Source organism: Alkalihalobacillus bogoriensis ATCC BAA-922 (assembly GCF_000621445.1).
Taxonomy (GTDB): Bacteria; Bacillota; Bacilli; order Bacillales; family Bacillaceae_F; genus Bacillus_AO; species Bacillus_AO bogoriense.
This window is the reverse complement of sequence record NZ_JHYI01000011.1, coordinates 1-14,894: the sequence shown is the minus strand read 5'-3', so window position 1 is coordinate 14,894 and position 14,894 is coordinate 1. Positions and strand designations below refer to the sequence as shown.

General features: G+C 37.1%; 19 protein-coding genes. 3 read left to right on the top strand and 16 right to left on the bottom strand.

Annotated elements, in window-relative coordinates; genetic code table 11:
- The first annotated feature begins 228 nt into the window (after nt 1-228).
- The gene (locus tag T323_RS0104030; protein WP_026672126.1) at nt 229-891 is read left to right on the top strand and encodes a reverse transcriptase-like protein; all 663 of its coding nucleotides are present in this window, start codon (nt 229-231) and stop codon (nt 889-891) included.
- A 564-nt stretch (nt 892-1,455) separates the two neighbouring features.
- Here the strand turns inward: T323_RS0104030 and T323_RS0104025 are convergent.
- The 9 genes from T323_RS0104025 to T323_RS0103985 form a co-directional block, all read right to left on the bottom strand.
- Nucleotides 1,456-2,469 (bottom strand): HD-GYP domain-containing protein, encoded by a 1,014-nt coding sequence (locus T323_RS0104025; RefSeq protein WP_026672125.1) that lies wholly within the window; start codon nt 2,467-2,469, stop codon nt 1,456-1,458.
- Between the two features lie 68 nt (nt 2,470-2,537).
- Nucleotides 2,538-3,389: a PHP domain-containing protein gene (locus T323_RS0104020; RefSeq protein WP_026672124.1), complete on the bottom strand. Its 852-nt coding sequence runs from the start codon at nt 3,387-3,389 to the stop codon at nt 2,538-2,540.
- A complete protein-coding gene (locus T323_RS25920) occupies nt 3,386-3,919 on the bottom strand; it encodes a DUF4352 domain-containing protein (protein ID WP_035177667.1) in 534 nt (177 codons plus the stop codon). The genes T323_RS0104020 and T323_RS25920 overlap by 4 nt, the downstream gene beginning before the upstream one ends.
- Nucleotides 3,920-4,138: 219 nt before the next feature.
- Complete coding sequence (nadE, locus tag T323_RS0104010) at nt 4,139-4,969, bottom strand: NAD(+) synthase (RefSeq protein ID WP_026672123.1); 831 nt, start codon at nt 4,967-4,969, stop codon at nt 4,139-4,141.
- Between the two features lie 108 nt (nt 4,970-5,077).
- The gene (locus T323_RS0104005; RefSeq protein ID WP_026672122.1) at nt 5,078-5,497 is read right to left on the bottom strand and encodes an acyl-CoA thioesterase; all 420 of its coding nucleotides are present in this window, start codon (nt 5,495-5,497) and stop codon (nt 5,078-5,080) included.
- A 12-nt stretch (nt 5,498-5,509) separates the two neighbouring features.
- The gene (locus tag T323_RS0104000; protein ID WP_026672121.1) at nt 5,510-7,828 is read right to left on the bottom strand and encodes an AAA family ATPase; all 2,319 of its coding nucleotides are present in this window, start codon (nt 7,826-7,828) and stop codon (nt 5,510-5,512) included.
- Nucleotides 7,809-8,744, bottom strand: coding sequence for a DMT family transporter (locus T323_RS25915; protein WP_308417642.1), 936 nt, complete (start codon nt 8,742-8,744; stop codon nt 7,809-7,811). Before T323_RS25915 ends, T323_RS0104000 begins: the two co-directional genes overlap by 20 nt.
- 222 nt (nt 8,745-8,966) lie before the next feature.
- Nucleotides 8,967-10,571: a CopD family protein gene (locus T323_RS0103990; RefSeq protein WP_026672120.1), complete on the bottom strand. Its 1,605-nt coding sequence runs from the start codon at nt 10,569-10,571 to the stop codon at nt 8,967-8,969.
- Nucleotides 10,568-11,122, bottom strand: coding sequence for a copper resistance CopC family protein (locus tag T323_RS0103985; protein ID WP_026672119.1), 555 nt, complete (start codon nt 11,120-11,122; stop codon nt 10,568-10,570). Before T323_RS0103985 ends, T323_RS0103990 begins: the two co-directional genes overlap by 4 nt.
- Before the next feature lie 134 nt (nt 11,123-11,256).
- On the opposite strand from T323_RS0103985, the gene T323_RS0103980 reads away from it, so the two are divergent.
- Nucleotides 11,257-11,886, top strand: coding sequence for a TVP38/TMEM64 family protein (locus T323_RS0103980; protein WP_026672118.1), 630 nt, complete (start codon nt 11,257-11,259; stop codon nt 11,884-11,886).
- 46 nt (nt 11,887-11,932) lie between these two features.
- Here the strand turns inward: T323_RS0103980 and T323_RS0103975 are convergent, their stop codons facing one another.
- The 6 genes from T323_RS0103975 to ypzF form a co-directional block, all read right to left on the bottom strand.
- The gene (locus T323_RS0103975; protein WP_245613681.1) at nt 11,933-12,433 is read right to left on the bottom strand and encodes a VanZ family protein; all 501 of its coding nucleotides are present in this window, start codon (nt 12,431-12,433) and stop codon (nt 11,933-11,935) included.
- An 81-nt stretch (nt 12,434-12,514) separates the two neighbouring features.
- Nucleotides 12,515-12,697 (bottom strand): hypothetical protein, encoded by a 183-nt coding sequence (locus T323_RS0103970; RefSeq protein WP_026672116.1) that lies wholly within the window; start codon nt 12,695-12,697, stop codon nt 12,515-12,517.
- 80 nt (nt 12,698-12,777) lie between these two features.
- A complete protein-coding gene (locus tag T323_RS0103965) occupies nt 12,778-12,918 on the bottom strand; it encodes an acid-soluble spore protein N (RefSeq protein WP_026672115.1) in 141 nt (46 codons plus the stop codon).
- 69 nt (nt 12,919-12,987) lie between these two features.
- Nucleotides 12,988-13,119, bottom strand: a complete 132-nt coding sequence (locus tag T323_RS28285) for an FbpB family small basic protein (RefSeq protein WP_084309086.1) — start codon at nt 13,117-13,119, stop codon at nt 12,988-12,990.
- A gap of 72 nt (nt 13,120-13,191) precedes the next feature.
- Nucleotides 13,192-13,905 (bottom strand): YetF domain-containing protein, encoded by a 714-nt coding sequence (locus T323_RS0103955; RefSeq protein WP_026672114.1) that lies wholly within the window; start codon nt 13,903-13,905, stop codon nt 13,192-13,194.
- Nucleotides 13,906-13,962: 57 nt separating this feature from the next.
- Nucleotides 13,963-14,106, bottom strand: a complete 144-nt coding sequence (gene ypzF / locus T323_RS29110; protein WP_169737871.1) for a protein YpzF — start codon at nt 14,104-14,106, stop codon at nt 13,963-13,965.
- Nucleotides 14,107-14,204: 98 nt separating this feature from the next.
- Here ypzF and ymzB point away from each other — a divergent pair, with 98 nt between their 5' ends.
- On the top strand, nt 14,205-14,549 hold the full coding sequence (ymzB, locus tag T323_RS0103945; RefSeq protein ID WP_026672113.1) for a protein YmzB: 345 nt from the start codon (nt 14,205-14,207) through the stop codon (nt 14,547-14,549).
- Between the two features lie 134 nt (nt 14,550-14,683).
- Here the strand turns inward: ymzB and T323_RS25910 are convergent.
- A partial coding sequence (locus T323_RS25910; RefSeq protein ID WP_156942390.1) for a transposase occupies nt 14,684-14,894 on the bottom strand: 211 nt, incomplete at its 5' end.

The following is a 14,894-nucleotide window of genomic DNA, read 5'->3' as shown; positions in this document are numbered from 1 at the left end:
CGATCCATCCTAATAACAAGACGTTATAGAAAGGGTGTTAAAATATGTTTTCGACCATAATCCGCCATTTTATCAAACTTCTTGTCCTTAAACAAGGCATAAAACTTGTTAATCATTTATTTAAACGATGGGAACAACGAAAAAGATAACTTTACCCTTGTAATTAATTAAATTATCATGAAATTAGACAATTCGCAATTTATTTTTCTTTAAAGGATGGGGAGTTAGATGAATGTTTATTTAGAATGGAGTTATAAGCCTGCTAAAGGAAAACAGACGATTGTTTTTCGCTCAGACTCTTTTCCAGTCACCTCAATCCTTACATTGGTTGATGATATCGAAAAAACAGGGCGAGTCAAAGAATTATTTTTTGTCGATGAAGAAGGCTGTCAGTGGTCAAAAAAAGAAATCCTGAAATATATAAAAGGCGTAGAAGACGAACCTCATGACATTATCGTTCATTTTGATGGTGGCTTTGACCATGCCACTAGCAATGCTGGCCTAGGCATAGCCATTCAGTTTAAACAAAACAACAAAACGTACCGCCTTCGGAAAAACGAAAGGATTCACAATATCCAAACGAATAATGAGGCTGAATATGCGGCCCTTTGGTTTGCCCTATCTGAGCTCGAAGCATTAGGCGCTCATCACATTCCGATTATGATTAAAGGAGACTCACTCGTTGTCATTAACCAATTAACAGAGGAATGGCCATGTTATGAACCTGAACTTCAACAATGGGTGGACAGAATTGAAGCAAAAGTAAAAGAACTTGGTTTTCAAGCTCAGTTTCAAGCTGTTTCTCGCAAACAAAACAAAGAAGCTGACCAACTAGCGACACAAGCGTTAGAAGGAACCGAGATTTCGAGTAAAAGAACAGTGGAAGAATAAACAACATAAGACAAGCCATGATTTTGGAAAGGTTTGGACATGCTAATAAATAACATATCTCACTTTTGCGGTCAGAGCAGCCGTTATTTGTGAACATGATACGGGTTTCCGCTTTTTAGCGGCCACAGGAGCGCTTATTACCGCAAAAGTAACTCTATTCCTAGCAATATATTATGATTAACTGCTCCTGTGTCCACCAATGTTCCAAAACGCTAGTCATGTTCACAGATAACGGTTTTCATGGCCGCTTAAATTACCACAAACAACAAAATCGCTAACGTGATAAACCCCGACCCAAGTGTTGAATGATTCACTTGGGTCTTTACTCGCTTGTATCATAGTACCCCAAACCCCTAATTCATTCTAAGAATCTATAAGCGCAATGTTATCCACAGGTCGACTTTTTTTAGTACACTAAACAATAAGAAAAACGCGGGAGCGTCTTTTCGTTTCAATCGAAGTGCGTAGCCTTCGCTCTTCTAGAATAAGCTTTCAAGGCTTCACTGCTAGACCTAAATTTTTATGCTTTCTTATATGATAAACAAAAGGATGAGTCAAAGGAATTTATCCGTTTGTCTCATCCATTTCTTCTACTTCTTCTCTTGATAATTCTTCGGTAATAATTAACGTTGGAAAGTCTGCCAATGACCGTTCTTCATCCGTTTCTAATAGTTTTATGACAGGGCGATGTAAATGCGTATCAATTTTTGTAACAATAGCTTTTTCGGACGTGTTTAATCGAATAAACGTCCCAGGTAAAAAAGAAGGAACTCCTTTAAAAAGAGCATTGACAACAGCATGTGAATAGTGCGAATCACTTTTTGCCATTAATCGTTCAATCGCCTCATAGGAAGTAACATGATGCAATGAAATCATGTTCTCATATTCATTAGCGATACTACACACTTGCGCAAATTGAAGAAAATCTTCCCCGCTAATTTTACGTGGGTACCCTTGTCCATCTAAACGTTCATGATGTTGATACGCAATATGAGCAGAGAGTAGATTGATCTCTCTAGCATTTCGAATAATGGAAAACCCTTTTTCTGGATGTTCTTCAACTCGATTGGCTACTACTTTTCCAATATCATGTAACAAACAACCAATGGCTAAATCACGTTGCTGTGATTCTGTATATTGCAAAAATTTTCCGATTTGTAAGGCAATTAATGTGACATTCACACTATGTGCATAAGGCTGAAGTTCATCGGCAACAGAGGTAGACGGGATTAATAAGACAGCCTTCCTCTTTCGAACTTCGTATAAGAGCTTAAAGACACATTGTTGCAATTCTTTTATTGGTAACACTTTACGTAATTTCACTCGTTCAAATGAATCTTTAATTAATTGTGTTGCATCAATCCACGTTGGCATATCGACCATTTCTTCAAGAGTAATTCCATGCGAAGAAGCATCTTCAATCAACAAAAATGTAACACCAATTGATTTTAGCTTTTGCAAATATTTGGGATGAATTCTGTTTCCCGCTGCTAATAACACTCGACCTTTCGCATCATAGACCGGCTTGGCTAACTGCATAGAATGCTCTTTATATTCCTCAATCTGAATTAATCTCATAGAAGGTTCACCACTTTCCAAACATCACAAAAACATATTGTACTATCGAATACTGACCGAGTCTACTATCATTTCAATTTTTCCATTAGTTGCATGGCGAATTCATTAGATAGCCTTGTCACTCCTAATGGCTCTCTTTTTCGACCATACTCTTCGTGATGAAAATCAGAACCACCTGTTCGTAACAATTGAACATCATACGTTTGTTCTAATCTCAATGTAAACTGCTCATAATGTATGACGTCAGCTTGAGTATGGTCCCGATGGTATACTTCAATTCCGTCTAACTGCTTCTCTCTTACCCATTCTTCAATCAATTCATCTAACCCGTAATACACTGGATGTGCAACAATAGCGACTCCACCTGTTTGATGAATCCAAGTAAAAGCTTCTTCTGGCGTCATTTCTTTTTCTTTTGAAACGTAACACGGTTGTCCTTCTGCTAAATACCGGTCAAAAGCTTCAGCAACATCTGTGACATACCCTTTTTGAATCAATGCTTTAGCTACATGCGGCCTTCCTATACTTCCACCATCTACAAACTGAAGTACATCGTCAGCTTGCATTGTAATACCTACTTGATGAAGTTTGGAAAGGATAACATCTAGTCGGTTTCTACGCTGAATCCTTTGCTGTTCTAACATATGTAATAGTGCTTTATCGGAAATGTCTATCCCGTATCCTATTATGTGAACACTTTTCCCTTTTGCTTTTGTTGAAAACTCAATACCAGGAATTACTTTTATACCAAAAGCTTGTCCTGTTTCAATTGCCTCTGACACTCCTGCTACCGTGTCATGGTCAGTTAAAGATATAATCGTTAACCCTTGTTCCTTACACTTTCGAACGAGCTCTGACGGTGAATACCCACCGTCAGAGGCGGTCGAATGCATATGCAAATCCGAATTTTTTTCTATCATTCATGTGACTCCTTATTCAACTCGTTTTCTTGTAATTCCCATACTAACTGGCCTGTTCGCAAGTGATCAGTATAGACAAACTCAAAAGATTGGTCAGTTGTTGGTACTTTAAAAGCCACTTCACCTCGGACCGTTCGTCCTTCACTTATTTGTCCACCTAGAATGCCTTTTGTTTCCGTTCGGGTTGTATGTTCGTAACCATAACCTTCTTCATCATTCAACGTTAGTTTATGCAATGAAAATTCGTAACTTGAATGTTTATCATTTGTTACGGATATATCTACTATAACATAATTCACGTCTGAATTCCCTTCATCATGCTTCGAATATACATCATTAACTGTCATTGTAATACCGTTTATTTCTAATGTGTCACCAACACCATGACTAGAATTCGATGTTGTCTTAACGGTCATCTCTTTATTTTCTTCATTACCAAATGTTATATCTCCATCCACAAAAGTAAAAAAACCTAATGCAACAACTACAAAAGATAGAAAAACTAATAAAACGACCTTTGCTCTCACCATTTTATTCTCCTCACTCCACTTCATTATCCTACTTATGAATATGAAGAAACGATCAAAATGATGCAATGTAACCGTCCAAATTATTAAGAAAAACGCAGGAGCGTCTTTTCTTTCAAGCGAAGTGCAAAGCCCTGCCCGCTCTTCTTGAATAAGCTTTCAAAAAAAGGTATCCATTGTCTTTATATTGACAAGGACACCGTTATATCAATCATCTTCGTATTATTGTTTCCACCATGTATCGTACACAGTTACAGGTAATTGTCTTTTATGTTCAGTTTGAATATAACGTTGTACAATTTTTTCCATTGTTTCGCGAGACACTTGCTTTCCTTCAAGAAAGGCGTCTAATTGTTCGTATGTCATTCCGAGGGCATCTTCATCGGGTAGTCCTGGTTTATCATCTTCTAAATCAGCAGTTGGTGCTTTTTGATATAAATGTTCTGGGCAACCCAACTCTTGTAATAACTGCTTTCCTTGTGTTTTCGTTAATCCAAAAATCGGTGCAAGATCACAAGCGCCATCACCATGCTTTGTGTAAAAACCTGTTACTGCTTCAGCAGCATGGTCAGTGCCAACAACTAAACATTGAAAATGGGCTCCAATGTCATATTGTGCTTTCATACGCTCTCTCGCTTTTGTGTTCCCTTTATTGAAATCTGATAAAGACATAGCGGTCGCTTCATAAAACGACTGAGCAGCAGCATCTACCGCTGGTTTAATATTAATGGTCACTCGCTTGTCCGGTTGGATAAAATCAAGTGCATCTTGTGCATCTTGCTCATCTTGTTGAACACCGTATGGAAGTCGTACCGCAAAAAACGTGAAAGACTTCCCATGATTTTCCCTATTTAATTCTGTAATCGCCATTTGACATAGCTTTCCTGTTAACGTAGAGTCTTGTCCACCGGATATACCTAGCACTAAACCATTCTGTTTCGAATGTAATAAGTAGTCTTTAATAAAATCGATTCTCCGTCTAATTTCCTCAGCAGGTTGAATCGTAGCTTCCACCTTTAAGTCTTGAATAATCTTTTTTTGTAATTCCAACATATATCCCCTCTTTTCTTCCTGCATACAAACTCTCCTTTCTTATACACGGTTTTTCTGCTTTTGTCCTCCATCTTGTATCATTTCCTTACAACGTATCTTTTTTGAAGTTCAACTCTTTTTTTCCCTTTCATACACTTCATGCCACTCTGGTAATTGCTTACGAATTGATATCGGACGAAACGTTTCTTTTTTGACACAGACGTGCAAACTTGTTCCTGACACGCAAGTTTCTCCTTTTTCATTTACAATATCATACCCATAAGTCACTCTCAATCCATCATAGGCTTCAATCCACGTATGAACGGTAACCGTTTCTCCATATTTCGTCGTATGCTTATAATTTAAATTAATGTTAAGGACAGGAGCTAATACTCCATCTGCTTCCATTTGGGCGTAGCTAAAGCCTAGCTCCCGAATTAAAGCCGTTCTTCCAAGTTCACACCACACGACATAACTGCTATGATGAACAATACCCATTTGGTCCGTTTCTGCGTATCTAACTTCGACTGGAATACGAGATATTTTCAATTTTATTTCCCCCTACATATTGAATAAATCGATAAAGTCAGCTTCCCGTAATGTTGTTAACGCATCTGTCTCCCAATGTTGTCCCTCTTCTATCATTCGACTGGCATGACGTTGAATGGCGCGGTCAACAATATCTACTGCAAACCTACCATTTCCGTCTATGGAAATCTCTTTCAATTTATCATCGATTTTTTTACGAAGTGATCCATCAATGTCATAACCATATTTCTTTGCATATTGTAAACTAATTTCACTTATTTCAATAGGTGAATAATCCGGGAAATGAATATGTTTTTTAAAACGAGATTGCAGCCCCGGGTTTTGTTGTAATAAATGAGTCATTTCATCTGGATAACCCGCTAAAATGACGACAAGGTTTTCATTATATTTTGTCATTTCCTCCACAAGCGTATCGATAGCTTCACGACCAAAATCTTTTTGACCACCTGAAGCTAGTGAATACGCCTCATCAATGAAAAGGACACCACCTAACGCTTCTCTAATTTTTTGCTTTGTTTTTATCGCCGTTTGTCCGATATAACCAGCAACCAAATCAGAACGTCCACAAACAATGACATGCCCGCGCTTTAAAAGACCAATTCCATTTAAAGCCGAAGCAAACAATCGAGCAACGGTTGTTTTTCCTGTTCCTGGATTCCCAGTAAAAACCGAATGTAAACCGATCGGAACGGTAGGAAGACCTCTTTGTTCTCTTATTCGTTGCACTCGAACAAATGATGTTAACTGTTTCACTTCTTTTTTTACATTGTCTAATCCGATTAATTGTTGCAATTCATCTAAAGAGGATTGTTCATCTTTATTTCCGTGTTTTTGCGTTCGAACAGCTTCTTCTGTAAGGACGGCAATATCTTCATAATTTAATTCTTGTTGGACGTTTGTTTGGGCTCCTTTTTGAAAAATCGCATCCATGACTATATTTTTAACGGTTCTCGCATTTCCAAATGTGTCATCGATTTGTTCCTTTTCAATTCGTCTTGATAATTCCACCTTTGCGTGATTCGAAAAAAAGAAATCATTATTTAACGCGATTTGTTCAGCAATTTGTATTAGTTCATCTTTCGTATAATCGCGTAAATGAATATGATTATGCTCCGGAAAACGACTTCGCAAACCTGGGTTAGCAAACAGAAAATGCCTCATTTCTTCTGGATAGCCTGCTAAAATCACTGCAAATTTCCCAGCATATTCATGATTTGTCATAGCTGCTACTAATGTATCAATAGCTGTTTGTCCATAATCATTCCCAGACGACTGGTCTCGTTTTAAGCTATAAGCTTCGTCAATAAACAAAACTCCACCTAATGCCTTTTGAATGAAATTCATCGTATTTTCTTCTGTTTGACCGACAAAACCACCAACTAATTGAGAACGATTCACTTCAATGACTTCTTCTTTTTCTAAGACACCTAATTCATGATAAATTTTAGCTAGCGTTCTTGCTAATCTCGTTTTACCTGTACCTGGATTTCCCGTTATCACCATATTCAAACTAATATCATCTTGCAAATGGAATCCACGCTCTTTACGGATATGTTGATATTGTAAATAGCGATATAGTGATTTGACTTTTTGCTTTACTTCATCAAGACCGACTAATTGCTGCAACTCAGAAAGAGCGGAAGAGTTGTCGTTTTTCCGTTCGAATAAAAGCTGTTCCCACTCCTGATTTAATTGTTCTACTCGTTGAATCATCGTTCTAACTTCGTTTAACTGAGTCGCCGAATAGTAAATACCTGTTACAGATTGCTGATACGCTTTTGTCGCTTTCGTTACAAGATGCATTTCCGCTTCTATACTTTCTAGTACTTGTAGCCATTTTCGCAACTTCTCTTCTTGCACATCTTCAATCTTCATAGCTATATCAATTGCCTGTAGAAGGGCCGATTCAACAGCCGGATAAACAGAAAAGAAATGTTCGGCAATTGCAACATAATCTTCGGCTAGCTTTTTCTTTGCACTTCCATGATCCGTTTCTCTAATTTGTGGAAATACCTTTGGTAAAAATGGAGTTTTCACTTTTTCAATGAACAACTGAAGCTGAACCCATTGGAATAATCGCGAATTTTCATCATGAACTTGCCTAAGCCAAGTTGTCACCATTTCATCTTCATAACTCACTCTTTTAAATCGAGAGTATGCTAGCAATGAATAGATGTCATCATGAACCTTTTCAACCTCTTCTTCCTCTCTTCGTTCTAATGAACGTAACAGCTGTAATGCTTCGGCTTCAGCAGTAAAATCGTCAGGCCTTTCTTTCCATTTCTCTACTTTCGTTTTGATCGCTGTCCATTCATCCGTTTGTCTTAACATTATTATCACCACTTTGGTTCACATTTGGTTTCTTTTTTTGTTGTCTTGCCAGCGTTGTTCCTATATATACTCCAGTTAAAACGAAAGCTGCACCAATTGCATGTACGAGCATAAATGATTCACCTAAAAAAACAGTCGCCATAATAACGGCAGACACAGGCATAAAATTAATAAAAATCGATGCTTTAGCCGCACCCACAATTTTTATTCCTTGATAATACATAATAAAGCTAACAACTGTTACAAATACACTCATATGAGCAATGGATATCCATGTTTGTGGTGTTGCTTGAACAACATCGGTCCAGCTTGTTTCAGCGAGCGCAAAAGGAAATAAGAAAAGTGTCCCGAATGCGACCGCATAGGTGGTTGAAACAACCGAACTAAATTTTTGTAACACAACTTTTCCAAGTACGCTATATAATGCCCAACTAATAACAGCACCAAGTAAAACAAAATCAATTGGCTCAAAGCCTAGTCGAAGCATATTGACGACATGCCCTTCGGATATGATGATGGCCGCACCACATAATGCGATAGCCATCCCAATAAGATGTCGTTTTGTTAATTTTTCCTTCAAGAACAGTCCTGACAATACTACAATTAATACGGGATTTGCGGCAATAAACAATGAGCTTTTTATGACGGGAGCATGCTTGCTGGCAAGAAAAAAGCAAATATTATAAATCGCAATGCCTGTTAATCCGAGGAGGGCAAAACGGACCCAATCTTTTTTTGTTGGAGTGGGACGATGCTTTTCTGTTACCCACATAATCGGAAATAACAAAATCATTGCTCCAAAAAACCTCAAAAAAGCAACCGTCGTTGGCTCAAAGCTTTCAACCGCAATTTTTCCGGCGATAAATGACTTCCCCATGTGCTTGTCGCTAATGCAAGCATAATATATATTACCCAAAGCTTTTTTCTCTCCATTTCTTCCGACCTTTCTCCTTGCGCTAAAGACGCTATGTCTATTATTGTAACACTTTTTTCAAGAATCGAAATTAAAAAAGCACCTCGCCATTTTGACGATTGTGAATTGATTTGCTTTATTCGTTCAATTCAAAGGACTAACTTCCTTAATAAAAATGTTCTCTCAAAAAAAAAAAAAAGAAAGCAATCTACATTGCTTTCAACGTTAGTGACAATAAACGCCCTCTTCCATAAATCCACGCATATAGCCACCAATAATATTAAATTCGTCATCAAAAAACTCAATCGGATGATTTGCGCTCCACTCCTCATTCGAAGCTGTCATAGAAAGGAACCCTTGATTTTCAACTTGTTCCTTCCGTGATAACCCTTCATAGTGAATATCAACCGATGTTACATTTGCAGGTTCATTAATTTTTCCGAATGACACATACGTATAGTCAAATCCATCTATTTTCCAATCACCAAAACGAATAAAAAACGTACGGATTTTATGGTCTGTTTCAGATACAGGAATGCCACCAACAGTTAATGTTGTGCCTTCCACTCTATAATACAAATCATCTTCTACTTTAAATAATTCTGCTACAAGCTTTGATTCATCTAACTCGTATAAGACTGCATGCGTATCATGCTGATATGGCTTTTCAACTAGGATTGAAATGTCATAGCTTTCCTCATATCCTCCGGCAATCGCTTCTTCTAATGAAGCATATGGTGTAATATTCGCATCTTTTCTACTTTCAATACTCGCCATCGCCGTAGCATAGCCACCTAGTACAAACAAACATAGAATTAATGAAGAAATAACAACCGATGTTTTCTTATGCAGATAATACCCAAACAACAATAATAATCCTAGAGAAACAACACCTACTATTCCATTCCATAATGTTAGTTGTAGCCCAAGTGGTAATAACTGCTGTGGATGCATTCCCAATATCATCGTAAACAAAGCCGATGGTTCTTCAAATTGTAATGTCGTCGCTACTTCATGTGGTGGTGTTTGTTCTGTCATAAAAGCAGAGATAACAAACACTACTAATGCGACAACACTTTCAAATTTAAATGATTTCTTTACTCGTTCATTTGAATAAACCTTCATTCTTCGCTTTAATAGAAAACCATGGACAAATCCAAAGATAAGCAAAGGGATGAATAGCAAATGCTTCAATAATAATAATTGGCCATAGGTTAAGACCCAAGAGTGTACATATTCAGGAACAATGTAATTCATCAACATAAAGCCAGAAGCGGTAATGACAAACACGGCTCCAACAGCTAACGGTGAAAACCATTGGATAAACTCTTGAAAATCAAAATCTGATTTCGTAAACCATGCAACAATAAATAATGTTCCAATCCAAACTGTTGCCGAAAAGAAATGCAGTCCATTGGCCACTGTTCCCCCAAGTTGGTCAAGTGATGCGGCATGGCTGGAAAAACCGACGACAAAAGTAAGGCAAGTCATTAATAGAAACGAAAGCCATGCTTTTGATTTAAATCGTGTTAACACGATTAGTACCGTTCCAATGATGGCTATGCCGATCCATGATTGACCTACTGCATATGTTCGAATAACCGTACTATATGTCTCCCAAAATGGTGCATCAAATGTCCTCGTAATATAAACACTTAACGATAAAACAGGAACAAGGCACAATACGATTATCGCAAAAATAACCCAGCGAATAACTTGTGGAGAAATCAAAAGAACTTGGTGCTTTTTGTTTGTCATTTGGATAATAAAATACCCAATAGCAAAAGCTACAAGCGGATAAAGAAGTGCATTACTAATACTTACAATCATTTTTGCATGACCCTTATAATGATAAATAGAACAGCAATTAAAGCAGCTAATCCTAATACTAACAGCCAAATATTCGTCGTTTGCTCTGTTTCTTCTGCTTCAACTGGATCCAATTCACTTTGTTCTTCCTCTAGAACTTTATCTGTCAGTTCTTCTTCAACAACTTCTGCAGGTTCTTCTTCTACCTCTACTTGTGGTTGTTCTGCCGTAACGGAAAACGAATATGAACCACTCGTTCCATGTCCATCTGCACCAAGCGCTTCCCACACAACCGTATAATTCCCTTCGTATAACGGTTCTTCTAATTGCGCAATGAGGACAGGGGAATCCACTTCAATCGATTCAACAACAATTGAAGTTCCATCATCTTTTGTTATCGATAATGTACTATGGGATTCAATTCCAGCATCAAAGGAAAGTTCTAACTGTTCTACAGCTTCATCGACGACTTCCCCATCACCCGGATACGATTCATACACATAAGAATGGGCAAATACGAAAGAAGGAATGAACATCATCAGAAAGAATAGGAGTATGATTTTTAGCTTCACATTTATGCACCTCCACGATTTTCTACTATACTTTCACACTCTTGTAATTATAAAGTGGGATTCTACCTTATGCAAATAAGAGAAACCTTGTATAATTAAATAGTATCAAGATTATTAGCTCAAAGGAGGTTCCAATGGTAAAAAAACTCACGATCGCAATCATGACGATTGCCATTGCCACTTCAGTTTATTTTTTTGGACAAGATATTTTCGTATGGCTTCAATTGCATGCGAAACAATATATACTATTAACCATTCTACTTGCTACATTGCTCGCATTATTTCCTGTTATCCCTTACCCTCTGATCGGAGGCGTGTTAGGAGCTACATTTGGCCCAGTGCTCGGCTCACTTCTAACATGGATTGGCTCATCAGCTGCTTCTATTATTATGTTTATCGTCGTACGGTATGGGTATCAAGATTGGGGGAATAAAATGCTAAAGCAATATAAGCCGATTCATCGAGTTACTGTATTATTTGAAAAAAATGCGTTTATAACGATTTTTCTCACTCGGCTTATTCCTATCATTCCGTCCATTATTGTAAATATTTACTCAGCATTAAGTAAGGTTCGATTTATCAATTATGCAATTGCATCGTCCCTCGGTAAAATCCCTGCAATGATTTTATTTGCTGCTGTTGGGAATTCTTTTGTCACAAATCCACAGGAAATGTTTTTTATCATCCTTTTTTATGGAGCCTTTCTCGTCATCGTCATTGGTTGTTACCAATTATGGAAACGCCGTATTGAAATTAAGGTATAACGGAAACAAAAACAAGCTTTCATGATATTCATCACGGAAGCTTGTTTTATTTTTTACGTGTAAACAAAACAATAACCCTTCTTTGAATAAAGAGTAAAACAAAAACAACAACAGCCCCTATCCATGCGCCAAACGTATTTAAAATAACATCATCAATATTGGCAACTCGATGAGTAAATAAAAATTGACAAATTTCAATTGTAATAGAGGTGAACATGGCCAGTAAGGTTACTTTCATAATGGATGTTCGAAAAAATGTAAACGCAAGCGGTAAAAGAAAACCAAATGGAATAAACAATATAATATTTCCAATTAAAATCCGGATCGGGTCCATAATATCTTTACTAAACACAGAGATGCGATAAATACTTCGGAAAGGAGTAAGATTATAATTTCTTCCGCCTGGTCCTTCAGGCCCTAGTGAAGCCCCGTAGTTCCAAGCAAATAGTGTAACATATATAACGGCGAGTAAATATATAAAAAAAAGAATCTTGCCTATTTTTTGTATCGATTTTTCAGTCTGTTTTAACGGTTTAATGAAAAACACTTCCTTGCTATCAATCTTCTGTCATTATCATTATTATGCTTTCAGCTTCATTAGACAAGTGTTTTTTTTACTATAATGGTTTTAATCCTCGGTCTCCATTCTTTTTTTCATCAATGTTAAAACTTGTTCTTTTGGATCCCAGCATTGAAATTGATAGGTTGGTTCAGTTTGATAACCTAACCGCTGACAAAAGCGTATCCGTTTACCATGTTGTTTCATTACTCGATAATGTTTACACGTTGCACAGCAATGGTATGGATTCATGTTAGTCTCCTTATTCTTTTGCTATTATCGTATCATATATCATTATATTCACAAGAAAAAAAGCTAAGAACAACACGTTCTTAGCCTTTTGGAGGAACATAGTCTGGATGCTCGTTCCCTTTTGTATTCATTTTTTTTCCGTTATTCGAGTTAGATTTTCTCGGTTGAGTTCCTAAATGGTCTGGTCGAAAGGTTGCGTGTGCAAATTGTGTTTTTTTCATTTGTCTCTCCCCCTTTCCCATATCATTATTATGACCGAATGGGTGGAGGAAAAACCGAGGTACTATTTACTAACTTGATTTTTCCGCTCGTTTTTCTTCCCAGCGTTGTTCAAGTCGATCTAATGCTTGTTCATCATTTAATAATTCACGTTTATTTTCTTTTATTAGCTCATCTAACGTTAGTTTCTTCACTCTTCTCACAATTCTCACTCCATTCTTTTTATCTATTCTGATAAGTTTGGAATGAAAATATACATCATTTTCCGGAAATTTTTACCCTTTAACTTCCCGACCACTAGCGTAGATTTGTCCAGTTTCATCAACAGTTAACACATAGACTTCCTTCACATTACGAAATCCTTGTTTCCGTACTTGTTCATCTAGCCATTGAATTGTACCATATTTCTTTAAATTTGCTTCAATAATATGGCCGTCCTCAATTAAAACAGATGGATATCCTTTCGATTTTGGCGCTTGCCCCATGTCAGTAGGCGTTAGCGAATCGTATTTCGTCTTTTTAATGACACTAATTTGACCATTTGCTTCTAAAACGGCATAATCAATTTCTGATAAATCAGGTGCATTATTTAAGCGTAAATCCATTAGCAACGATTCTAGTGTAATTTTAGCTTTCCTTAACTCCTCCACGAGAATTTTTCCTTTTTCTATAATAACAATCGGCTCTTCTTCAATTACCCTTCGAAAGCGTGGTGTTTTTAATGCTAAATACGACAGCCCTAAATGCAACCCACCAATTAAAGCTGCGGCTGCAAGCGGACCTCCTAGCGGCATATCTCCACTTGAAAGAGGTTCACCAACAACATCCCCGATAATAACTCCGAAAATAAAGTCAATCGGATTTATGGCGACCATTGAGCGTTGACCTAAGATTTTTACTAATATAAATATATATACATAGACAATAAGTGCTCGAATTAAAAATCCATATACAGGTAAATCTTCAGCACCAGTCCAGAAATCAAACATCATTACCCCCCTAATGAGAAAATGGTGATCCCTTTAAAAGAGACCACACGAGGTTGCTCAGTTCTTTTTCTCTCTTGACATTTTTTCCGACTCTACTTCAGCGTATGAAGCAAATTCATCTTGAAGGCTGTTTTCTTTGCCTTGCTTTTTTGCATTGTTATTTCGTTGTGCGTTCGGGTTTCCTTTTTTTTGTCTTCCCATAAACAAATCGCCTCCAAAAAAAATATGAAACATCCGTCATAGTTTGGCTTAAATTGATAAAAATATTTACGAGAAGTTTTTTAGGGGGCTAAGTAAACATGACAAAAAAAACGAATGAACAGATTCAAAATATTTTGGAAACGTTACAAGAATGGAAGGGGTCTAATATTTCCATTCAAAAGACGGAACGAAGAGATATTGACAATAATTTAATGGAGTTAGAAGATGTTGAGGTCGTTAAACAATTAGATGATGAAGATGATTATGTTGACCCTTATACAATTGAATTAAAAGGTAGAGGAACTGTTTTGAACGCTGCTGGTTCAAAGCCATTACCACTTCAAAGTTATGAATTACCAATTAACCAACTTTTATCCTTTGAAGCTTCTCAGGAGTTTCTGACGATAAAAACAGATAGAGCAACATATGTAATAAAAAAATAATAAAAATTTTCACTGTATAAGACGAAAAAGAGGCTGGGACATAACTAGCCAGAAATAATTGAAAAAGGTTCCGAACATCCAAAGATGATGTTCGGAACCTTTTTAGTTGGAGCGTTAGATGGATTATTATCATATTAGCCGCTCCTGGCAATGTACTTTCTCAAGTTCACCGCCAGGAAGGCAAACCCTAATTCATTTTTCACCTTCTCTTTGCCTCTCACTGACAGACGAGTGAAATGCAAATTAGCCTTCAAAAATCCGAAAACTGGTTCCACATCGGTTTTACGCCTACCGTAGATTTCACCCGTTTTCTCTTCTGAAAGCTGTTGTCTTACGTATTCTTTT